We start from the raw sequence: 21,439 nt of genomic DNA on the forward strand, positions 1-21,439 counted from the left end.
CGCCTAGAAGTCGTAGGTCTTGGCGACGGCGACCATCTCGCTGCTGTGCGAGCCGAGGACGCCGACCCCGGCCGGCCGGGCCCGGAAACCGGGCATCTCGGTGACGTTGTCGCTGGCGTCCATCGCCCGCACCCGCACCGGCCCGGTGCCGCGGACGGTGAGCGCCACCTCGACGCCCTCGGGCGGTGGGGCGTGGAAGATGAAGCCGAAGCCCCACCCGCCGCCGGCGGACTTGTCGACCGGGACCACCTTGCCGCCCACCGTGGCGTTGACGACCTGGTCCTCCGCGGCGACGTGCAGGGTGACGAACCGGACCGCCCGCCGCGGTTTCACCAGCATGGTGAGGACCCGGTCGGTGGTCTTCAGGTCGGCCGTCACGGTCACGGCCGGCGCGGGCAGGTCGGCGGCCGGGGCCGGGCCGGTCCGCAACTCCTCGTCGCCGAAGGCCGGGAGGGTCTGGGCCACCGGTTTCGGGTCGCCGGAGACGTACTGCGAGGTCCACTCCTGGGTGCTCGCCTCGGTGCTCAGCCACTGGGCCGTGCCGGTGTCCGCGTCCAGCGCGTACATCAGCTGGGTCAGGGCCGGGTGCTCGGCGTCGGATCGGTCCACCGCCAGGCCGGCGACGGTGCAGGCCAGCACGGTCAGTGAGGCGATCAGGGTGGGCAGCGCGCCCCGGCGGCGGGCGCGCGCCGCGGGCAGCCCCCGCACCGGCTCGGCGGACGGGTGGATCAGGTCGATCACCGGCAGCAGGGCGAGCAGGAGCAGCACGGTGAGGAACGCGCCGGCCGCGCCCATCCCCATGCCCAGGGCGGGGAACAGCATGATCACGGTGGGCAGCAGGATCACCGTGGCCACCGCGGCGCCGGCGGTGATCGCGGCGGTGGCGGCCCAGTCGCGTACGAAAAGAGCCACCAGGGCGCCGAGCGCGCCGGCCAGGGCCGGCAATGTCGCCAGGTAGGCGCCGCCCGGGGTGACCGCGGCGAGCAGCACGCCGAGCCCGGCGAGCCAGCCGAGACCGGCGACGGCCAGGGCGGCGGCGCCGAGCCGGCGGCGCAGCAGCGCGAACCAGCCGAACACCACCGCGGCGCTCAGCGCGATCACGGCGATCCGGTAGAGACCGGGACGGTACGGGTCGATCGGCAGCGCGGCGTATGCCGGGCGGATCAGCGTGAGAACGGTCCAGAGCAGCTGGGCCAGCACCGCCGAGACCACGATCGGGGCCAGGGTGAGCACCCCGGCGAGGGCCAGCCGCCGCCCGGTCAGCCGGCCCCGGCGCCGGGCCAGCCAGGCCAGCGCCACGACCGCGAACACGGCAAGCAGCGCGAGCGGCCAGATCAGTACGCCCGGGTACCTGACCAGCCGGCCGAACACCGGGAAGTACGTGGCGTCGCCGGCCGCCCGCAGCTCCGACTTCAGGTCCTCGTCGCCCAGCTCACGAGCCACGGCCAGCGCGTTCGCCCCGTGGTGCTGCAGGCTGTCCCGGTTCATCGCGGACGGCAGGTCGGTGGGCGCGTGGTAGACCGCGGCGCCGTCGATGTACGCCGAGTTCAGCCCGGTGAACCCGGCGTCCCGGAACGCGGTGAAATCGGTGTCGTTCGGCAGCCGCCGGTAGATCTCCACGGCGAACGAGGTGCCCACCGGGAACGGGGCGTGCGCGTACGCCTCGACCAGTTCGGCGTTGCCCGGCGAGGTCTCGAACATGATCGCCGGACCGGAGCTGCCGCGCGCCTCCAGGTTCAGCACCACGCCGCTGTCCCGGGCCAGCGGGTGCTGCCGGACGAACGCCTCGGCGCCGCACAGGCAGGCCTCCTCGGCGTCGGTGAGCACCAGCACCACGTCGTTGCGCAGCTTGCCGCCACTGGTCAGGGCGCGGGCGGTCTCCAGGATGGTGGCGGTGCCGGCCGCGTCGTCGTTGCCACCCGGGCCGGTCTGCGCCGAGTCGTAGTGCGCGACCAGGAAGATCCGCCCAGTGGACGCGGCGCCCGGGATCACCGCCACCACGTTGCGCACCCGGGCCAGGCCGGTACCGCCCGCGCTGGCCGACAACTCGCCGCCCTGCGCCGAGACGGTGTCCTGCACCTCCGGGCTCAGCCCCAGCCCGCGCAGGGTCTGGACCAGGTAGTCGCGGACCTGGTCGTTGGCCGCGCTGCCGGCCGGGTGCGGCCGGGTGGCGATGGCCCGCACGTGCTGGAAGGCGCGCTCGGCGCTGAACTCGCCGGCCGGGGCGGAGACCGGCGCGGCCGCCGGCGGCAGGATGGAACGCACCCCGGCGAAGCCCGCGAGGGCGAGCACGGCGAGGACGGCCAGCGCGGCGAAGCCGCGCCGCGCCGGCCGGAGGAGAGCGGCGTCACGCATGGGTGACATCTAACAGCCGGGGTACGACGTCCGGGTACCCGGTAGATCAATTGCAACGTGCAATAGCGTTGTCGGGGTGACAGCCTCGCTCGACCCGGCCGCCGTCATCGCGGAGTTCATCGACGCGGTGGCTCCCTACGACCCGCAACCGGACGCCGCGCCGGTGGCTCTGCTCGGCCTGCGCACCGCGCACGGTGCCGAGATGTTCCCGATGAGTGATCACCTGATTCGGGCGATGTGTCGTGCTCTGGCGTCCTATCGGGACCCCGAGGACCGGGGCGAATGCGTTGAGTGTGGCGGTCGCCACCTCGACGAGAACCTGCACTGCCGGGACTGCGGACGATTGCACGGCATCCTGGGACAGGTGATCGCTGACCATGCCCGGCGGGTGGCCGCCTCCGGCGACGGTGGCGTTCCCACCGAGCCGGCGTGAGGGCATGTCACGAGGTGGTGACCATTGTTGTGCCACCGCGCCCGGTGGTACACGATTTCCGGGTCAGCTACGCGTCGAGTGGGGATTGTTAGATGATGGAGCGTTCGCTCGCACCCCGCACGTACGCGCTGAACCAGCTGGAGCGGCTGCGCATCCTGCTGGTCGAGGACGACGAGGGTGACGCCTTCCTGGTCCGTGAGCTGCTCAGCGAGGCCGAGGCGCCGTTCGAGCTGACCGTCGCCAGCAGTCTGCGGGAGGCCACCGCGCTGGTCGGTGGCGCCGACTGTGTGCTGCTCGATCTGGGCCTGCCGGACGCCGAGGGCATCGACGGCCTGCGCAAGCTGCTGGCGGTCGCCGGCAGTGCCGCGGTGTGCGTGCTCACCGGCCGCTCCGACGAGCACCTGGGCGTCCAGGCGGTCGCCGAGGGCGCCCAGGACTACCTGGTCAAGGGTCAGGTCGACGGCGTGTGGCTGGTCCGCGCGCTGCGTTACGCGGTGGAGCGCAAACGTGCCGACGACAACGCCCGCCGGCTGCGTGAGGTGGAGCTGCGCCAGGAGGAGTCGGCCCGCCTGGAGCGCGGCCTGCTGCCCAAGCCGCTGATGCAGACCAGCGAGGTGCTGGTCGAGACGTTCTACCGGTCCGGCCGGGCGGCCGGCCTGCTCGGCGGCGACTTCTTCGACGTGGTGCAGACCGGCGAGGACCGGTTGCACGTGATCGTCGGTGACGTCTGCGGGCACGGCGTGGACGAGGCCGCGCTCGGCGTGGAGCTCCGGGTGGCCTGGCGGGCACTGGTCCTCGCCGGGGTCCCCGAGGAACAGGTGCTGGCGTCACTCGAACAGGTGCTGATCACCGAGCGACGGGCCCGTGAGGTGTTCGCCACCGTCGCCTCGGCGGTGATCGACCTGCCGGGCAACCGGGCGACCGTACGGCTGGCCGGCCACCCGCCGCCGGTGGTGCTCACCGCGGGGCGTGCCGCCCCGGTCCGGGCGCGGACCGGCATCGTGCTCGGGGTCCGGCCCACCCCCACCCCCGCTACCGAGCTGGAGTTCGACGGCGATGACTGGTCCCTGCTGATGTACACCGACGGACTGATCGAGGGGCGGACCGGCGCCGGCGACGAGCGCCTGGACGTCGACGGCCTGTGCAAGCTGCTGGACGAGCCGGACTCGCGCCAGGTCCCGCTGACCGCGCTGCCGGCCTGGCTGGTGGGCCGGGCCGACCAGGACAACGGCGGTCCGCTCACCGACGACGTCGCGATGCTGCTGATCTCCCGGGGGAGTGGCCGGTGAGCCTGCTCAACGTACAGTCGTGGACTCTCCGGGCTCGGATCGTCGCGCTCTGCGCGGTGGTCGGCCTGATTCTCACCTGCCTCGGTGTCTTCGCCGCGATCACCGCCACCGCGCACAACCGGCAGCTCGACGACGTGCTCGACCGGGGGAGCCCGATGCGGGCGGCGGGCGAGAAACTGAACACCGCGATGGTCGATCAGGAGACCGGCGTCCGCGGTTTCGCCATCACCGGCCGGGACACCAGCCTGGATCCGTACCGCCGAGGGCTCGTCGACCAGAGCGTTGAGATCACCCGGATCGAGAATCTCCTGAAATCCGGTGATACGGAGGTCCGCGTCGCGCTGGACGACGTCGAGGCACGGATCAACGCCTGGCATCGGAATGTGGCCGATCCGGTGATCGCCACGGTGCGGACCAAGGGCACCGAAGCCGCGCAGGCTGAAGTCGAGGCGGCCGGTACCGGGCAGTTCGACGAGCTTCGCGCCTCCATCGATCGGATGCAGGCGAAGATCGTGGCCCTGCGTACCCGGAGCGCGGATGCCGCCAAGAACTCCAGCGAGACCATGGTCGAGATCGAGATCGCCGCCGCCGCGATCATCGTGCTGGCCGGCGCCGTTCTGATCTTCTTGCTGGACCGGCTCGTCACTCGTCCGATCCTGCAGCTGGCCGATGAGGTACGCCAGGTCGCGGCCGGCGACTACGAGCGACGCATCCAGAGTCCCACGGGAGCGCCGGTCCTGGCCGCGCTCGCCGAGGACGTGGACGGCATGCGCCGGCAGATCGCCTCCGAACTCTCCCAGGTGCGCGACGCCCGCCAGCAGGTCGAGTGGGTCAACCAGCAGTTGCAGAGCCAGGCCGAGGAGCTCACCCGGTCCAACCGGGACCTGGAGCAGTTCGCCTATGTCGCCTCGCACGACCTGCAGGAACCGCTGCGCAAGGTGGCCAGCTTCTGCCAGCTGCTGCAACGCCGGTACGCCGGGCAGATGGACGAACGCGCCGACCAGTACATCGGTTTCGCGGTGGACGGCGCGCAGCGGATGCAGCGGCTGATCAACGACCTGCTGGCGTTCTCCCGGATCGGCCGGCTCACCAGCGGCTTCACCGACGTCGACCTGAACCGGGTGCTGGGCGAGGTGAAATCGCAGCTGGACGCGCGGGCCGGCCTGGACGCCGAGATCACCTGGACGCCGCTGCCCACTGTGGAGGGTGAGGAGCCGCTGCTCACCACGCTCTTCATGAACCTGGTCGGCAACTCGCTCAAGTTCCGCCGGCCGGACGTGCCGCCGGAGGTGCGGATCACCGCCGAGCGGGACGGCAAGGAGTGGCGGATCAACGTCCGGGACAACGGCATCGGGATCGAGGCCGAGTTCGCCGACAAGGTTTTCGTGATTTTCCAGCGGCTGCACGCGCGGGACGCTTATGAGGGGACCGGCATCGGATTGGCGATCGTCAAGAAGATCGTCGAATACCATGGCGGACGGATCTGGCTGGACGTCGACGTCTCCCCGGGGGCGTCGATCTGGTTCACGCTTCCGGTGCTGATCGGGGCCGACGAGCCGGGCGAGGAGCAGGAGAGCCGAGAGGTGGTGGAGGCGTGAGCATCGAGCGCGAGAGTGGTACTCCTATCGAGGTGTTGCTGGTCGAGGACGACCCCGGCGACGTCCTGATGACCCAGGAGGCATTCGAGGAGCACAAGGTCCGCAACCGGCTGAACGTGGTCTCCGACGGCTCCGAGGCGCTGTCCTACCTGCGCCGCGAGGGGCAGTATGCGAACGCGGTCCGGCCCGACCTGATCCTGCTGGACCTCAACCTGCCCAAACGGGACGGCCGCGAGGTGCTCGCCGAGATCAAGAAGGACGACGAGCTGGGCCGGATCCCGGTCGTGGTGCTCACCACCTCGTCCGCCGACGAGGACATCCTGCGCAGCTACCAGCTGCATGCGAACGCGTACGTGACCAAGCCGGTGGACTTCGAGCGGTTCATCGCGGTGATCCGGCAGATCGACGAGTTCTTCGTCAGCGTCGTGAGGCTGCCGCCGCGTGCTTGATCAAGTTTCCGGCCTGATCCGCGAGGTCGCGCAGACCGTCGTGCTGCCTCGCTTCCAGCGGCTGGCGGCCGACGAGGTACACCAGAAAAGCCCCGGCGACATGGTCACCATCGCCGATCAGGAATCCGAGCGGGTACTGACTCGGGGCCTCACCGCGTTGCTGCCCGGTTCGACGGTGGTCGGCGAGGAGGCGGTCGCCGCCGACCCCGCGGTGCGCGATCGGATCAGCGCGGGCGGCGCCGTCTGGATCGTCGACCCGGTCGACGGCACCAACAACTTCGCCGCCGGGCGGACCCCGTTCTGCGTGATGGTCGCGCTGGTCCGGGACGGCGTCACCACCGCGTCCTGGATCCTCGACGTGGTCGCGGACCGGCTGACAGTGGCCGAGTCGGGCTCCGGGGCGTTCCGCGACGGGGTGCGGCTGAAGACCCGCTCCGACGCGCCGGCCGCCGGTGATCTGTACGGGGTGATCTCCCGGAAGTACTTCCCGGACGACTTCCGTGAGCGGGTCGACGCGCACGCGGACGAGCTCGGCGGTCACACCATCGGCCGGCACTGCGCCGGTTACGAGTACCCGGCGATCGCCACCGACCTGCAGCAGTTCGCGATGTTCTGGCGGATCCTGCCGTGGGATCACGCGCCCGGCACGCTGATCGTCCGCGAGTCCGGTGGCGTGGCCCGGCACCTGGACGGCGCCGAGTACCAGCCGGCCAACAAGCGCCGCGGGCTGCTGGTGGCGGCGAACGAGGAGATCTGGAAGACCGTGCACACCACCCTCTTCCCGGACGGACCGCCCACGATCGAGGACTGACCGGACGTTCCGTGGCCGATCTCACACCGCGTTCCGGCACGGTCACCGGGCGTTCTACGGTCCCGCCATGACGTCGACGGCGGCTATTCGGCGACCTGATCGATCTCCCTTCCGCCAGGTCCGGCACGGTAAAGTACCCGCGCTCCCGACTTGGAGGTTTTCGTGGCGGCCCTCTCCCCGCGCCGGTGCACCGCCCTGCTCGCCCTTGTCGCTGCCGCGGTCACGGCGATCCTCGTCGTGCCCGGCACGCCCGCCCTCGCCGCCGACCCGGAAGGCGGATCCAAGAAGCTGCGCGCCAACCTGGAAGCCGCCGCCAAGGGCTACGACCAGGCGAAGACGAAGCTGGCCGCGTCCAAGAAACGGCAGATCCAGCTGGCCGCCACGCTGAAGACGGCGCAGGGGCGCTCCGACGCGCTCACCAGGCGGGTGTCCGCGGTGGCCAACCGGTCGTACCAGATGGGCCGGATCAGCACCGTGATGCTGCTGCTGAACAGCAGCTCGCCGGACAGTTTCGTGGAGCGGGTGCAGGGCCTGGACATGCTCGCCCAGGTGGACAGCGCCACCCTCGCCGACTACCGGACGGACATCGCCACCATCAAGCGGGCGCAGGACGCGCTGGCCGCCGAGATCACCGAGCAGAAGCGCCAGGTCACGGTGATGGAGCGGAAGAAGAAGCAGGCCGAGATCGCGCTTGCCGAGGTGGGCGGCGGCTCGGCCGGCGGCTTCATCGACGCGGACTCGCCCGCCGCCGCGCCGGCCCCGCGCAACCCGGACGGCTCGTGGCCCAAGGAGACGTGCTCGATCAAGGATCCGACGTCGAGCGGGTGCCTGACGCCGCGGACGCTGCACGCGTACCAGGAGGCCCGCTCGGACGGGTTCACCCACTACACGGTGTGCTGGAGCCAGCGGTCGTCGGGTGAGCATCCGAAGGGCCGGGCCTGCGACTTCTCGGCCAACGCGACGACCTTCAAGACCTCGGCCGCGACCGGCAGCGACAAGGCGTACGGTGACCGGCTGGCCGCCTACTTCGTCAAGAACGCCGACCGGCTCGGGGTGATGTACGTGATCTGGTACCGCCAGATCTGGATGCCGAGCACCGGCTGGCGGGCCTACAGCGCGACCGGGGATGCGGCCGCCGTGCACACCAACCACGTGCATCTCTCCATGCTCTGACGACCCGCCGGATAACATCCGGCGGTGGAGACCGCGCCGCCTCGCGCCCTGCCCTCGGTCCTGGCCGCCGCCCTGGCCTTCGGCGCCAGCGGTGCCGTCCTGGTCCTGGAGATCGTCGCGCTGCGCCTGGTCGGCCCGTACGTCGGCGTCACCCTGCAGGTCAGCAGCTCGGTGATCGGCATCTCGCTGGCCGCCATCGCCTACGGCGCGTGGCTGGGCGGCCGCCTCGCCGACCAGTACGACCCCCGGATGCTGCTCGCCCCGGCCCTGATCCTCGGCGCGATCGGCACCGCGGTCACCCTGCCGCTGGTCCGCTGGGGTGGCGAGCTGCTGCGCGGCGGTGCCGCCCCGGCGGTGCTCCTGCTCGCCGCGCTGGCCGTCTTCCTGCCCGCCTTCGTCCTCTCCGCGATCCCGCCGATGGTGGTGAAACTCCAGCTCAGCAGCCTGCGGGAGGCCGGTACCGTGGTCGGCCGGCTGTCCAGCATCGGTACTCTGGGCGCGATCACCGCGACCCTCGGGACCGGGTTCGTCTTCGTCGCCGCGATGCCGAGCAGCGCCATCGTCCTGAGCCTCGCGGCGCTGCTGGCGCTCGGTGGGCTGGCGCTCGGCTGGTGGCTGCGGCGCGACGAGACCCATCCGGATCTGCCCGGCTCGCCGCGCTTCCGGGCCATGCTGGCCACTATCGGACTGCTCGGCGCCGGGATGGGCGCGATCTCGCCGACGCCGTGCGACGTCGAGACGGCGTACCACTGCGCCCACGTGGCGGCGGACCCGGATCGCCCCGGTGGCCGGCTCCTGCTGCTGAACTCGGCACCGCACTCGTACGTCGATCTCGACGACCCCCGCCACCTGGAGTTCGAGTACGTCCAGTGGATCGGCGCGGTCGCCGACGTGGTCCGCCCGGCCGGTGCCCCGATCGACGCCCTGCACATCGGCGGCGGTGGGTTCACCGTGCCGAACTACCTGCGCGCCACCCGCCCCGGCAGCGACCAGCTGGTCCTCGAGCTCGACGGCGAGCTGGTCGAGCTGGACAGGCGCGAGCTCGGCCTGGTCACCGGCCCGGACCTGCGGGTCCGGGTGGGCGACGCCCGGGTCGGGGTGACCGAGCGGCCGGCTGGCGCGTACGACCTGGTGGTCGGCGACGCCTTCGGCCACCAGGTGGTGCCCTGGCACCTGGCGACCCGGGAGATGGCCGCGGAGATCTCCCGGACCCTGCGGCCGGACGGCGTCTACGCCCAGAACGTCATCGATTACCCGCCGGACCTGTTCATCCCGGCCGAGGTGGCGACCGTCGCCGCGGTGTTCCCGCACGTCGCGCTGATCGCGCCGGCGGACGCGCTGGCCGGCGACACCGGCTCCAACTTCGTGATCGTGGCCTCGCGCAGCCCGCTGCCGCTGGCCGCCCTCGGCGCGCGGCTCGCCCGGATCGAGGAACCGGTCGAGGTGCTCACCGGAGCGGCACTCACTCGGTACCTCGGCGACGCCCGGGTGCTGACCGACGACTACGCGCCGACGGACCAACTTTTGGGCTGATTTGAGCGGTCTGGGCAGCGATTCCGTACGGGTTTTGGTGTGCAGCAACAGAGCATGAGCTGATCGGGCGAGAATCGGCGCATGGGGCGTACGGAGCGAAACGGTCATGAGGGATCGCTTCGCATCGCCGGGCGGTATCGCCTCGTCGAGAAGCTCGGCACCGGCGGCATGTCGGTGGTCTGGCGCGGTTACGACGAGACCCTGGGCCGCGAGGTAGCGGTCAAGGTGCTCTCCTCCCAGCTGGCCGAGGACCGCACGTTCCGTGACCGGCTCCGGCAGGAGGCACTGGCCGCCGCCCGGCTCTGCCACCCGCACATCACCGGCGTCTACGACTTCGGCGAGGCCATGCTCGCCGACCAGGAGCTGACCGTCCCGTACGTGGTGATGGAGCTGAACGACGGCGAGTCGGTCGGCGCCCGGATCGGCCGGCAGGGCTCGCTGGACTGGCGGGAGGCCGTGATGGTCTGCGCCGAGGTGGCCTCCGCGCTGGCCACCGCGCACGCCCGGGGCGTCGTGCACCGCGACGTGACCCCGGCCAACGTGATGCTCACCGGGGCCGGCGCGAAGGTGGTCGACTTCGGCATCTCGGCGGTGGTCGGCCAGCGGGACGCCGGCCCGGACGGCAGCCTGCTCGGCACCCCCGCCTACCTGGCCCCGGAACGGCTCGCCGGCGCCCCGGTCTCCCCGGCCACCGACGTGTACGCCGTCGGCCTCCTCCTCTACCGCGCGCTCACCGGCCGGATGCCGTGGCCCGCCGAGAGCACCGCCGAGGCCCTGCGCGCCCACCTTTACGCCGACCCCGACCCGGTCCCGGAGCTGCCCGGCATGCCGGCCGCGGTCGCCGACCTCTGCCTGCGCTGCCTCGCCAAGGCCCCGGCCGACCGGCCGCCCTCGGCCGAACTGGCCCGCGCGCTGGCCGCCACCGTCGGGGTCCGCCCGATCATCCCGCCGCTGCGCCCGGGCGAACTCTCCTCGGCCCCGATCGGCTCGGTGGAGCGCTCGCCGGTCCCGGCCGCCCGCGGCGTGGTGCCCGCCCCGCCGGCGCCCGACGACCGGAGCGGCCGGCTCGGCGGCACCCAGGTCCTCAAGCTGCGACTGCGCGCCGCGCTCCGGATCGGCGCGGCACTCCGGCTGGGCCGGGTGCGGCCGCTGGGCGGTGGTGTCTTCGTCGGCGCCCGGCTGTGGAGCCCCCGTCCGGCGGCGGCCCGGAACCGGCTGTCGGCGGTCGCCGCGCTGGCCGGCGTGGTGCTGCTGGCCGGCAGCGCGCTCAGCTGGTCGGCCCGGCGGGAGGCCGCCGACGCCGGCCGGTCCAGCGCCTCGGCGGCCGGGCCCGCGCCGGGCGGCGCTGCCGTGCAGCGGATCCGTTGTGCGGTCCGTTACCAGGTGCAACGCGACTCGGGCGGTAGCTTCCAGGCGCGGCTGACGGTGCAGACCACCGGCGGACCGGGCGGCTGGCGGGTCGACTTCAGCTTCCCCGGTGGCCAGCGGCTGACCGGCTCGCCGAAAGCCGTCGACCAGCACGGCCGGCACGTCATGATCCACGGGCAGGGCCGCAGCCGGGTGGTCACCCTGCGCGGCGGTTACCAGCAGCGCAATCCGCTGCCGCTCTCCTTCGCCATGAACGGGCACCCGTGCCGCGCCGAGGTGCTGGGCAGCGTCACCGAACCGGCGCCGGTCAAGGACGACTCGGTGAGCGCGGCCTCCGCCGAGGACCGCACCGGCCCGGAGGAGCCGATCCGCAAACGCAAGCGCTCGTCGGCCCGCCACGACACCGGTCCCCGCAAGCCGGCTCCACCGCCGCCGGCCGGTCGCTCGGCGGCCCCGCCCGCCAAACGTGACGGCGGCTTCTCGCTGGCGCTGTGAACGATCCGCTCGGACGGTCTGGATAGGGTCGACTCCATGACAAGACTGGCAGTGGTCACCGGCGGTGGCACCGGAATCGGCCGGGCGACGGCCGGCATGCTCGCGGGCGAGGGCTACGACGTGATCATCGTGGGCCGGCGCGCCGACGTGCTCGCCGACGCGGTGAAGTGGATCGGCCCGCAGGCGGCAGCGGTCACCGCGGACGCGGCCGACCCGGCGCAGATCCCCGCGGTGGTCGACGCGGTCGCCGGGCGCCCGGTGGACGTCCTGGTCAACAACGCCGGCGCGTTCGTCGGCGGTGACGAGAGCACCCTGGACGGGGTGGCCGCGCAGTGGCGGGCGAACCTCGACTCCAACGTGCTCACCGCGGTGCTGATGACCACCGCGCTGCTGCCCTCGCTCCGCCGGCCCGGCGGCAAGGTCATCCTGACCAGCTCGATCGCGGCCCAGCGCGGCGGGGGCGGGCCCTACTCCGCCGCCAAGGCCGCCCTGCACGGGTACATGCTCGACCTCGCCACCAAGCTCGGCGGGGAGGGGATCACGGCGAACGTGATCTCGCCCGGGTACATCACCGACAGCGAGTTCTTCGACGGTCGGATGACGCCGGAAGGGCACGCGTCGCGGGTGAACGCGTCGCTGCTCAAGCGCGCCGGCGAGCCGTCCGACATCGCCGAGGCGGTGCGCTGGCTGACCGGTCCGGGCGGCGGGTTCGTCACCGGTCAGATCATCAACGTCAACGGCGGGACCGTGCTGGGTCGCTGAGCGTTGCCACTGGCGGGCCGCTCGCTTTTTCCGTACGCCGAAAGCCCTCCCCGCCCACCCGCCTCCCGTGCCCGCGGGGTGTGGTGGCCGCCCGGCGGCCGGATCGTCCGGCCGCCGGAGTGGGTCGCGGTGGATCACTTGTCGCCGGTGAAGCGGCCCTCGTCCGGGCGGTTCGGCCGGAAGCGCAGGCCGGACCAGCGCTCGTCGATCGCCACCTGCCCGCACGGCCGCATGTCGAAATCGGCCACGATGGGCCACAGGGTGTCCCGGTTGATGTCCGCCTTGTTGCCCTTCGGATAGGCGATCCAGAAGGCGCCAGGCTTGCCCAGGTCGGCCCGGTGCTCGGTGAGCTGCTCGCGCGCGCCGGCGGCGTCCTCGACGAAGAGCACGGCGGTGCCGGCAGCGGCCAGCGACCCGGTCTCGCGCACGCCCTCCGGCATCGGGGTGAGCAGCGGCAGGCGGGCCGGCTGGTTGAGCCAGACGGTGGAGTTCGGCTTGATCAACAGCTTCTCGGCGATCGTTTTGCTCATGAGCTGAGACTTCCATTCGGGAGTGGATCCGGGTCGGGTTTGCGGCGAAGCCAGCCGCCCGGCCGCCGGGCCGGGACCGGCCTGTCGGAGGCCGGGCCGGAAGCGGCTCGGCGGCGGCTAGGCCGGGCCGGGTGTCGTGGTGGCCGGGCCCTGTGCGGCCTGGTGGGGCCGGGCCCTGTGCGGCCTGGTGGGGCCGGGCCCTGTCCGGCCTGGTGGTGGCCGAGCTCCGTCGCCCCGGTCGCCCGGCCGGAGCCGGCGCCTCGGCCGGTGTGCTGTCCGCATGGCTACCTCCCGCCGCTGAATTCGGTGCCCCCGCAGCTTGGCCCGAACCGCTCGAATCCGCCGGGCAGCCTGTGGACAACGGCGGAATGTGGATAACTCCGGTTCTGTCGGTGGGGGCTGATAGACATGCCGGGTGACCGAGACGACGCGAATCACGGCCGGAGCGGCCGAGCGGGCGAGTGTGCGGGAGCGCGCCGAGGAGGTGCTGCGCCGGCTCGCCGGCGAGCACGCGAGACTGCGTGAGGACCAGTGGCGCGCCATCGAGGCGCTGACCGTCGACCGCCGGCGGGTGCTCTGCGTGCAGCGCACCGGGTGGGGCAAGTCGGCTGTCTATTTCGTGGCCACCGCGCTGCTGCGGGCCACCGGCTCGACCGGTCCCACGGTGATCGTGTCCCCGCTGCTCGCCCTGATGCGTAACCAGGTGGACGCGGCGGCCCGGGCCGGCATCCGCGCCCGCACCATCAACTCGGCCAATCTCGACGAGTGGACCGAGATCGAGCAGGAGATCCGGGCCGGCGCCGTCGACGTGTTGCTGATCAGTCCCGAGCGGCTGAACAATCCCGACTTCCGCGACAACGTGCTGCCCGGCCTGGCGCACAGCACCGGCCTGTTGGTGGTCGACGAGGCGCACTGCGTCTCCGACTGGGGCCACGACTTCCGGCCGGACTATCGGCGACTGCGCACCTTCCTGGGTGGACTGCCGAGTCACACGCCGGTGCTCGCCACCACCGCCACGGCCAACGCCCGGGTCACCGCCGACGTCGCCGACCAGCTCGGCGACGACGCCCTGGTGCTGCGCGGCTCGCTGGACCGCGACTCGTTGCGCCTCGCCGTGCTGCGGCTGCCCGATCCGGCGCACCGGCTGGCCTGGCTCGCCGACCACTTGGAGCGGCTGCCCGGCTCCGGCATCGTCTACACGCTGACCGTGGCCGGTGCCACCGAGGCCACCGACTTCTTGCGCTCCCGAGGGTTCCCGGTCGCGTCGTATACCGGGCAGTCGGAGGACGCCGAGCGCCGCGCCGCCGAGCAGGACCTGCTGGACAACAAGATCAAGGCGCTGGTGGCGACGTCCGCGCTCGGCATGGGCTTCGACAAGCCGGACCTCGGCTTCGTCGTGCACCTCGGCGCGCCCAATTCGCCGATCGCCTACTACCAGCAGGTCGGGCGGGCCGGCCGGGCCGTCGAGCACGCCGAGGTGGTGCTGCTGCCCGGTCCGGAGGACGCGGCGATCTGGCGATATTTCGCCTCCCTCGCCTTCCCGCCCGAGGAGCAGGTCCGGTCGGTTCTGGCGCAGCTCTCCGCCGACCGGCCGATGTCCACCCCGGCCCTGGAGCCCCTGGTCGAGCTGCGTCGCAACCGGCTGGAGCTGATGCTCAAGGTGCTGGACGTGGACGGCGCGGTGCGCCGCACCCGCGGCGGATGGCTGGCCACCGGCGAGCCGTGGACCTATGACACCGTCCGTTTGCGGCGGGTCGCCGAGGCCCGCGAGGCCGAGCAGCAGACCATGCTGGATTACGCGGTGACGTCCACCTGCCGGATGGAGTTCCTCCGCCGCTGCCTCGACGACCCGGAGGCGGCGCCCTGCGGCCGGTGCGACAACTGTGCCGGCCCGCTCTTCGAGGCCGAGGTGTCGTCCGGTTCGTTGATGGCCGCCGAGGCGTTCCTCGGGCGGCCCGGGGTGGAGATCGCGCCGAAGAAGATGTGGCCCACCGGGATGGCAGCGGTCGGCATCTCCGTGAAAGGCAAGATCGGCCCGGCCGAGCAGATCGAGGCCGGCCGGGCCGTCGGGCGCCTCTCCGACCTGGGCTGGGGCGCGCGGCTGCGCGGCGTGGTCGGCCCGGAGTCACCGGACGCGCCGATCCCGGCCGAGCTGGCCGCCGCTGTGGTCGAGGTGCTCAAGGCGTGGGCCCGCGGGGAGGACGCGTGGGCACAGCGCCCGGTCGGCGTCGTGTCCGTCGGCTCACGCCGTCATCCACAGCTTGTCCACAGCCTCGCCGAGCACATCGCGACGATCGGCCAGCTGCCGTTGCTCGGCACGCTGAGCTCGACCCGATCCGGCGCGGAGACCTTCCGCGGCAACAGCGCCCAGCGGGTCCGGGCCTTGCACGACGCCTTCACCGTCCCTCCCGAGCTGGCCGCCGGTGTCGCCGCTCACCCCGGCCCGCTGCTGCTGGTCGACGATCTGGTCGACTCCGGGTGGACGATGGCTCTGGCCGGCCGTGCCCTGCGCCGCTGCGGGGCGGACGCCATCCTTCCGCTCTCCCTCGCGGTGGCCGGTTGATCGGTTACTACACGGGGCCGGAGTCTTCCGTCTGCACGGCGGCGGGCGGAGCGGCCGGGTGCTCAGGCGTGGCCGCCGGGCCGTGGACCGTCCCGCCGCCGATCATGCGATCGGATACCGGCGGGGGGTATGCTTGGCGCATGTCCGATGAGCCGACTCCGCAGCACGGGCCACATGGCTACTCCGGGGACAAGGCGGCCCTGCTCAGCCGCCTGCGCCGGATCGAGGGGCAGATCCGCGGCCTGCAGCGGATGGTCGACGAGGACACGTATTGCATCGACGTTCTGACCCAGATCTCCGCGGCGAAAAGCGCGCTGCACGCTGTCGCGGTCGGCCTCCTGGAGGACCACCTGGCCCACTGCGTGGTGGACGCGGCCCGAGCCGGTGATCCCACCGCCAAGGTCAAAGAGGCATCCGACGCGATCGCTCGGTTGATCAAATCCTGAGGGGCGCGGGGACCGGAAGGCCGGCGAGCCGCACGGCCGCAGGAGCCGAAGTGGCCCGGAAGTCTTGAGGAGGCGGGAGCCGGATCGGCCGGAAGTCTCGAGGACGCGGGAACCGGATCGACTCGGAAGTCTTGAGGGGCGGGAACCGGAGCGGTCCGGAAGTCTTGAAGACGCGGGAACCGGAGCGGGTCCGGAAGCGACATAGGTTTCAGAAGGCAGCAAGAGCGAAAGGCTTCATCATGGCTGTGACCAGCACCTACACCGTCAAGGGCATGACCTGCTCGCACTGCGTCAACGCGGTGACCGAGGAACTCTCGGCGCTGCCCGGCGTCGCCGGCGTGCAGGTCGATCTCGCGTCCGGTGGGGTGACGGTGACCAGCGAGGAGCCGCTCACCCAGGACGCGGTCCGCGCCGCGGTCGACGAGGCCGGCTACGAGCTTGCGGATGCCTGACCAACAGGACGCGGCCCCAAAGCGGATACCAGAGCAGCAGGACGCGTCACCGGAGCGGTCCGCAGGGCAACCGGGCGCGTCACCGGAGCGGGCAGCAGGACAGCAGGACGCCTCGCCGGAGCGGGCAGCAGAGCCGAGGGACGCGACCCCGGAGCGGGCAGCGCAGCGGCAGGACGCTAGCCCGAAGCGGACGAAATGGGTGCTGGACGTCACCGCTGAATCGGAAGCTGACACCGGCACGGCGAGCCCGGGCAAGAACGAGGGCTTCCGCTTCGCCGCCTTCGGGGCGTTGCTGATCGTGGTCCTCTTCGCCGGTTACGGCCTGGGCCGCCTCAACAGCGGCACCTCGGCGACCGCCACCCCGGCCGCCACCGGCAGCGCCGCCCCCGCGGCGGTCAACGAGAACATGCCGCACACCCACGGTGCCGGTGGAGCGGGCATGCCGACCACCGCCGGCGCCGCGGTCGGCGGCCTCTCGCTCAGCTCGGACGGTCTCACCCTGCACCCGGTGGCCACCGCGTTCCAGGCCGGCCGCCGACAGCGGCTCGGCTTCACCGTCGACGCCACCGGCGGCACCCCGGTCACCTCGTACGCGATAGTGCACGACAAGCCGCTGCACCTGATCGTGCTCCGCCGCGACCTCACCGGCTTCCAGCACCTGCACCCGGCGATGGCCGCCGACGGCACCTGGAGCATCGATGTGACACTGGCCGAGCCGGGCGTCTACCGGATGATCGCCGACTTCACCGCCCTGGTCGGCGGCCGGCAGATCGCCACCACGCTGGGCACCGACCTGACCGTCACCGGCGACTACCGGCCGGCGCCGCTGCCCGCGCCGGAACGGACGGCCACCACCGACGGGCTCACCGTCAGTTACGCCGGCACCCCCGGCACCCAGGCCGTGCAGCCGCTGCTGATGACGGTGACCGGCGGGGCCGTCGAGCCCTACCTCGGCGCTTACGGCCACCTGGTGGTGATGCGCCAGGGCGACCTCGCCTACGTGCACGTCCACCCGGAGCAGCAGCTGGTCGACGGCAAGGTGAAGTTCTGGATCACCGCGCCCAGCCCCGGCGACTACCGGATGTTCTTCGACTTCCAGGTCGCCGGGAAGGTGCACACCGCCGCGTGGACCCTGCGGGTCAGCTGACCGGCGCCCGGTCGCCGAGCATCAGCGCCAGCGCCGGTTTCACCTGCCACTGATCGAGCAGCGCGTCATACTCGGCGCGCTGCTCGGGACTGGCCGGAGCACCCGTCCGGCGGGCGCGGAGCAGCAGGTTCCGCGGGGTGTGCGCCGAGTCGATGAACTCCACCACGTCGACCCGATAGCCGTTCAACCGGAGCAGGCCGGCACGCAGCGAGTCGGTGAGGACGTCCGCGAAGCGCTCCCGGAGGATGGCGTGCCTGGTGAACTCACCGTACGGCGTGGGCGACGCCCCACCCTTGAGCTGCGCGGCGATGTCGTGGTGGCAGCACGGCGCGGCCAGCACCCAGCGCGCCTGCCAGTCCACCGCGCGGGCCAGCGCCTGATCGGTGGCGGTGTCACAGGCGTGCAGGGCGAGCACCAGGTCCGGGGTGAACGGCAGCTCGGCCGCCTCGATGGTGCCGGCCACGAAGGTCACCTCGGCGGAACAACCCAGCCGCTCGGCGACGGCGCTGTTGCGTACCCTCTGGTCCTCGCGGACATCGACGCCCACCACCTGGACATCGACGCCTCGCCCGGCCAGATGGCGGTAGGCGGCGAAGGTCAGATAGGCGTTCCCGCAGCCGAGGTCGACGACGCGCAGCGGCGTCGGCAGCTCGTCGGGGAGCGTGGCGGCGAGCGCACGCAGGAACGCGTCGATCTGCCGGCGCTTGGCGGCGTTGCCACCGATCACGTCGAAGAGCGGGTCGCCCGGATCGAGCAGCCACTGCTTGGCCCGGTCGTGCTCACGTGCGGCCGGCGCGGCCGGCGCCGCGGCGGACCGGTGCACCTGGGCGTCACCCTTCTTGGTGACCCGGACCTGGACGGTGGCCTCGGCCGTCTCCACGTGCCAGTTGCCGAACGGCTCGGCGAGCAGCTCGTCGACGGCGGTGGCCGCCTCGGCGCCGGGCGCGACGTTACGGGTGAAGGGGCGGGTGCCGTCATCGGTGACGATCTGCAGTTTCGGACCGCTCTTGAGCGTGACGGGACGGATCTGGGCGCGGGTCACCGAGGGTGCCTGCCCGCGGCGCCGGCCGGCGGCGACGGCCCGGGTCAGTCCGGGAGCGAGGAGGAGTTCGCGCACCTCGGCGAGCGCTTGATCGAGCGGTTGTGGCATAACACCATTCTGCCCGGAAGCTGGGATGTCCCCGAGGGGCTGTGGACAACGCCGCGTCCGGCTAGGTTGATCCGGGGCGCGGAGGGAGGAACGGTCCGATGTGGCACATGTCGGAGACCAGGACACCGGCCTCCAGCCTGCCGTCGGCGCGGGTGCGGCAGATTCTCGGTGACATGTACACGGTTGCCCGGCACAGCCGGTTCATCGGTGACCTCACCCGGGGCCGCCTGCCAATCGCGGCGTATGCCGAGCTCACCGCCCAGCACTGGTTCGTCTACGAGACTCTCGAACTGGCCACCGCCGCGATGGCCGACGACCCGGTGGCCGGCCGGTTCTGCTTCCCGGAGCTGTTCCGGATCCCGGCGCTCGAGGCCGACCTGCGGTTCCTGCACGGCGCGCGCTGGCAGAGCCGGCTCGTCGCGCTGCCCGCGACGACCACCTACTGCACCCGGATCCGATCCTCGGCGTTCGACCGGGCGACCGGTTACGTGGCCCACCACTGCACGCGGTACCTGCACGATCTCGACGGCGGGCAGTGGCTGGGCGCCGCGGTGCTGGAGGCGTACCGGTTCCGCCGCCAGGGCTACCGCTTCTTCGTCTTCGAGGGCGTCGACCCGGAACTGTTCCAGGCGCGTTACCGCACCCGGCTGAACCTGGTCCCGTGGAACCACGCCGAGCAGGACGCCTTTCTCGCCGAGGTGGCCGCCGCCGCGCAGCTCAATCTCGACCTGCTCACCGATCTGGAGAACCGCTGGACCTGAACCCCACCGGCAGAACCGAGCTGGGGTACGCCGTGGGACCGCGCCAGCGGTCCCACGCGCGAGTGGCGATCAGGCCTCGGCGGTGCCCACGCCGGCGTCGGAACCGCCGGTCATGCTCTCCGTCGGCTCACCGGCGTCGGCGGTCGGGCCGGTCGTCCGGCGACGGCGGCGACGCGGCTTGGCGTCGGTGTCCGCGTCGGCGGCCGGAGCGTCCGGGCCAGTGGCCGAAGCCGCGGCCGGAGCGGCCGAGTCGGCGGCCGGAGCGGACGAATCCGACGGGCCGGCTTCCAGGGTGATCGCGGGCGAGACGCCGGCGGTGCCCTCCGTGGCGGAGTCCGAGAAGGCCACCGCCGTAGCCGCGGTGCGCCGCCGCCGGGTCCGAGCCCGGGGAGCCGCTTCGTCAGCGGGCGCGGGTGCTGCTGACGCCTCCGTCGGCACGGATGCTTCGGGCGTACCGGAAATCTCGGACGCCGGACCCTCGACCACCCGGCGCCGGCGCCGCTCCCGCTTGGGCCGCTCCCCGTCCTGGGACGAGGAAGGCGACGACGGCGCCGCCGAGTCGCCCGGCGAAGCCGGAGCGGACCCGCCACGCGTGCGCCCGCCGCGTCCCGGGCGCTGCCGGCGACCCCGACCACCGCCCCCGAGATCCTCCTCGATCTCGGCGGACAGCCCGGCCCGGCTCCGCTCCGCGGTCGGCAGGGTGCCCGAGATGTCGGACGGAATGTCCAGGTCCGCATAGAGAGCCGGACTCGTGTGGTACGTCTCCGGGGGCTGCGGCATGGTCAGGCCGAGCGACTTGTCGATCAGCACCCAGCGCGGCATGTCCTCCCAGTCCACGAACGTCACGGCGACGCCCGTGGCGCCCGCGCGACCGGTCCGGCCGATGCGGTGCGTGTAGGTCTCCGGGTCCTCCGGGCAGTCGTAGTTGATCACGTGGGTGACGCCCGAGACGTCCAGGCCACGGGCCGCCACGTCGGTCGCCACCAGCACGTCGATCTTGCCGCTGCGGAACGCGCGCAGGGCCCGCTCGCGGGCGCCCTGGCCCAGGTCACCGTGCACCGCGGCGACCGCGAAGCCACGGAAGTCGAGGTCCTCGGCGACCCGGTCGGCGGCCCGCTTGGTCCGCGTGAAGATCATCGTGAGGCTGCGGTCCTTGGCCTGCAGGATCCGGGCCACCATCTCGATCTTGTTGAGCGGGTGGGTGCGGTAGACGACCTGCTTGGTGAGCGGGTTCGGACCGCTGTCGGTGGTGTGCCCGGCGTGGATGGTCATCGGGTTGCGCAGGAACCGGCGGGACAGCGCCACGATCGGATCCGGCATGGTGGCCGAGAACAGCATGGTCTGCCGCTGCTCCGGGAGCATCGCCAGGATCTTCTCGACGTCGTCGAGGAAGCCCAGGTCGAGCATCCGGTCGGCCTCGTCCAGGACCAGCGCGTGGACCGCGTTCAGCTTGAGCTGCTTCTGCTTGGCCAGGTCGAGCAGGCGGCCGGGGGTGCCGACCAGGATCTCGACGCCCTTCTTCAGGGTGTCCACCTGCGGCTCGTAGGCCACCCCGCCGTAGATCGGCAGCACCCGGACGCCGCGCGTGCTGCCGGCGGCGGCCAGGTCGCGGGCCACCTGCAGGCCCAGCTCACGGGTGGGTACGACGATCAGGGCCTGAGGACGGCCGTCGGCGCCCTCGGCAGGGGAGAGCACCCGCTCCAGCAGGGGCAGGCCGAAGCCGAGGGTCTTGCCGGTGCCGGTCGGTGCCTGGCCGATCAGGTCGGTGCCGCGCAGCGCGATCGGCAGCGCGTACTCCTGGATGGCGAAGGCGTGCGTGATGCCCGCGGCGGCCAGCGCCTCCACGGTCTCGGGACGAACGCCCAGCTCGGCAAAGGTGGGGCTGTCCGGGCGGACCGGAGCGCGGTTCGTAACGGGGACTAGAGCTTGCTCATTGTCGGTCATGAAGTTTTACGGGTGCCCTCTCGTGGTGCGCCCGTCGACTGTCCTGGGGCGCGGTCTGGATGTGGCGCGGGCCGCACGCTCGAAAGCGGGCCACGCGCGGGGTCGCCGACGGATCGATGCCGGCGGCGACATACGCCACTCTACCTGACCCAATAGCAGACGCACGCGAGAGCAGTTTCG

Annotated in this window: 18 protein-coding genes; 14 read left to right on the forward strand and 4 right to left on the reverse strand. The window is 72.3% G+C overall.

The window, feature by feature from the left end; genetic code table 11:
• Positions 1-3: 3 nt before the first annotated feature.
• Positions 4-2,355 (reverse strand): M28 family peptidase, encoded by a 2,352-nt coding sequence (locus Actob_RS02635; RefSeq protein ID WP_284918378.1) that lies wholly within the window; start codon positions 2,353-2,355, stop codon positions 4-6.
• A 76-nt stretch (positions 2,356-2,431) separates the two neighbouring features.
• Here Actob_RS02635 and Actob_RS02640 point away from each other — a divergent pair, with 76 nt between their 5' ends.
• From Actob_RS02640 to Actob_RS02680, 9 genes are all read left to right on the forward strand, one after another.
• Positions 2,432-2,788: a hypothetical protein gene (locus tag Actob_RS02640; RefSeq protein ID WP_284918379.1), complete on the forward strand. Its 357-nt coding sequence runs from the start codon at positions 2,432-2,434 to the stop codon at positions 2,786-2,788.
• 92 nt (positions 2,789-2,880) lie between these two features.
• Positions 2,881-4,077, forward strand: coding sequence for a PP2C family protein-serine/threonine phosphatase (locus Actob_RS02645; protein WP_284918380.1), 1,197 nt, complete (start codon positions 2,881-2,883; stop codon positions 4,075-4,077).
• Positions 4,074-5,675, forward strand: coding sequence for a sensor histidine kinase (locus Actob_RS02650; protein WP_284918381.1), 1,602 nt, complete (start codon positions 4,074-4,076; stop codon positions 5,673-5,675). The genes Actob_RS02645 and Actob_RS02650 overlap by 4 nt, the downstream gene beginning before the upstream one ends.
• Positions 5,672-6,124, forward strand: a complete 453-nt coding sequence (locus Actob_RS02655; RefSeq protein ID WP_284918382.1) for a response regulator — start codon at positions 5,672-5,674, stop codon at positions 6,122-6,124. The genes Actob_RS02650 and Actob_RS02655 overlap by 4 nt, the downstream gene beginning before the upstream one ends.
• Positions 6,117-6,935: an inositol monophosphatase family protein gene (locus Actob_RS02660; protein WP_284918383.1), complete on the forward strand. Its 819-nt coding sequence runs from the start codon at positions 6,117-6,119 to the stop codon at positions 6,933-6,935. Before Actob_RS02655 ends, Actob_RS02660 begins: the two co-directional genes overlap by 8 nt.
• Before the next feature lie 162 nt (positions 6,936-7,097).
• The gene (locus Actob_RS02665) at positions 7,098-8,108 is read left to right on the forward strand and encodes a coiled-coil domain-containing protein (RefSeq protein WP_284918385.1); all 1,011 of its coding nucleotides are present in this window, start codon (positions 7,098-7,100) and stop codon (positions 8,106-8,108) included.
• Positions 8,109-8,132: 24 nt separating this feature from the next.
• Complete coding sequence (locus tag Actob_RS02670; protein WP_284918386.1) at positions 8,133-9,641, forward strand: fused MFS/spermidine synthase; 1,509 nt, start codon at positions 8,133-8,135, stop codon at positions 9,639-9,641.
• An 81-nt stretch (positions 9,642-9,722) separates the two neighbouring features.
• Positions 9,723-11,504 (forward strand): serine/threonine-protein kinase, encoded by a 1,782-nt coding sequence (locus Actob_RS02675; RefSeq protein WP_284918387.1) that lies wholly within the window; start codon positions 9,723-9,725, stop codon positions 11,502-11,504.
• 36 nt (positions 11,505-11,540) lie between these two features.
• On the forward strand, positions 11,541-12,266 hold the full coding sequence (locus Actob_RS02680; RefSeq protein WP_284918388.1) for an SDR family NAD(P)-dependent oxidoreductase: 726 nt from the start codon (positions 11,541-11,543) through the stop codon (positions 12,264-12,266).
• A 134-nt stretch (positions 12,267-12,400) separates the two neighbouring features.
• Here Actob_RS02680 and Actob_RS02685 read toward each other — a convergent pair whose 3' ends face one another.
• On the reverse strand, positions 12,401-12,796 hold the full coding sequence (locus Actob_RS02685) for a hypothetical protein (RefSeq protein ID WP_284918389.1): 396 nt from the start codon (positions 12,794-12,796) through the stop codon (positions 12,401-12,403).
• A gap of 433 nt (positions 12,797-13,229) precedes the next feature.
• Between Actob_RS02685 and Actob_RS02690 the strand changes: the two genes are divergently transcribed.
• The 4 genes from Actob_RS02690 to Actob_RS02705 all read left to right on the forward strand — a co-directional run bounded on the left by Actob_RS02690 (position 13,230) and on the right by Actob_RS02705 (position 17,404).
• Positions 13,230-15,359 carry a RecQ family ATP-dependent DNA helicase gene (locus tag Actob_RS02690; protein WP_407653685.1) on the forward strand — a complete coding sequence of 710 codons (2,130 nt, stop codon included), beginning with the start codon at positions 13,230-13,232 and terminating at the stop codon, positions 15,357-15,359.
• Between the two features lie 140 nt (positions 15,360-15,499).
• On the forward strand, positions 15,500-15,805 hold the full coding sequence (locus Actob_RS02695) for a metal-sensitive transcriptional regulator (protein ID WP_284918392.1): 306 nt from the start codon (positions 15,500-15,502) through the stop codon (positions 15,803-15,805).
• Between the two features lie 239 nt (positions 15,806-16,044).
• A complete protein-coding gene (locus tag Actob_RS02700) occupies positions 16,045-16,257 on the forward strand; it encodes a heavy-metal-associated domain-containing protein (protein ID WP_284918393.1) in 213 nt (70 codons plus the stop codon).
• Positions 16,258-16,456: 199 nt separating this feature from the next.
• Entirely contained in the window at positions 16,457-17,404 is a 948-nt protein-coding gene (locus Actob_RS02705; protein WP_284918394.1) for a hypothetical protein, read from the forward strand.
• On the opposite strand, the gene Actob_RS02710 is transcribed toward Actob_RS02705, so the two are convergent.
• On the reverse strand, positions 17,397-18,554 hold the full coding sequence (locus Actob_RS02710; RefSeq protein WP_284918395.1) for a class I SAM-dependent methyltransferase: 1,158 nt from the start codon (positions 18,552-18,554) through the stop codon (positions 17,397-17,399). The two genes, Actob_RS02705 and Actob_RS02710, sit on opposite strands and share 8 nt — an antisense overlap.
• A 107-nt stretch (positions 18,555-18,661) precedes the next feature.
• Between Actob_RS02710 and Actob_RS02715 the strand changes: the two genes are divergently transcribed.
• On the forward strand, positions 18,662-19,315 hold the full coding sequence (locus tag Actob_RS02715) for a biliverdin-producing heme oxygenase (RefSeq protein WP_284918396.1): 654 nt from the start codon (positions 18,662-18,664) through the stop codon (positions 19,313-19,315).
• A 69-nt stretch (positions 19,316-19,384) separates the two neighbouring features.
• Here the strand turns inward: Actob_RS02715 and Actob_RS02720 are convergent, their stop codons facing one another.
• Positions 19,385-21,259 (reverse strand): DEAD/DEAH box helicase, encoded by a 1,875-nt coding sequence (locus tag Actob_RS02720; RefSeq protein ID WP_284918397.1) that lies wholly within the window; start codon positions 21,257-21,259, stop codon positions 19,385-19,387.
• Between the last annotated feature and the right edge of the window lie 180 nt (positions 21,260-21,439).

The organism is Actinoplanes oblitus (genome assembly GCF_030252345.1).
GTDB lineage: Bacteria > Actinomycetota > Actinomycetes > Mycobacteriales > Micromonosporaceae > Actinoplanes > Actinoplanes oblitus.

Excerpts from the sequence above, each read along its gene's own strand:
- Actob_RS02635 (WP_284918378.1), bottom strand. The coding sequence starts at position 2,355 with ATGCGTGACGCCGCTCTCCTCCGGCCGGCGCGGCGCGGCTTCGCCGCG.
- Actob_RS02645 (WP_284918380.1), top strand. The coding sequence starts at position 2,881 with ATGATGGAGCGTTCGCTCGCACCCCGCACGTACGCGCTGAACCAGCTG.
- Actob_RS02675 (WP_284918387.1), top strand. The coding sequence starts at position 9,723 with ATGGGGCGTACGGAGCGAAACGGTCATGAGGGATCGCTTCGCATCGCC.
- Actob_RS02680 (WP_284918388.1), top strand. The coding sequence starts at position 11,541 with ATGACAAGACTGGCAGTGGTCACCGGCGGTGGCACCGGAATCGGCCGG.
- Actob_RS02685 (WP_284918389.1), bottom strand. The coding sequence starts at position 12,796 with ATGAGCAAAACGATCGCCGAGAAGCTGTTGATCAAGCCGAACTCCACC.
- Actob_RS02695 (WP_284918392.1), top strand. The coding sequence starts at position 15,500 with ATGTCCGATGAGCCGACTCCGCAGCACGGGCCACATGGCTACTCCGGG.
- Actob_RS02700 (WP_284918393.1), top strand. The coding sequence starts at position 16,045 with ATGGCTGTGACCAGCACCTACACCGTCAAGGGCATGACCTGCTCGCAC.
- Actob_RS02710 (WP_284918395.1), bottom strand. The coding sequence starts at position 18,554 with ATGCCACAACCGCTCGATCAAGCGCTCGCCGAGGTGCGCGAACTCCTC.
- Actob_RS02715 (WP_284918396.1), top strand. The coding sequence starts at position 18,662 with ATGTCGGAGACCAGGACACCGGCCTCCAGCCTGCCGTCGGCGCGGGTG.
- Actob_RS02720 (WP_284918397.1), bottom strand. The coding sequence starts at position 21,259 with ATGACCGACAATGAGCAAGCTCTAGTCCCCGTTACGAACCGCGCTCCG.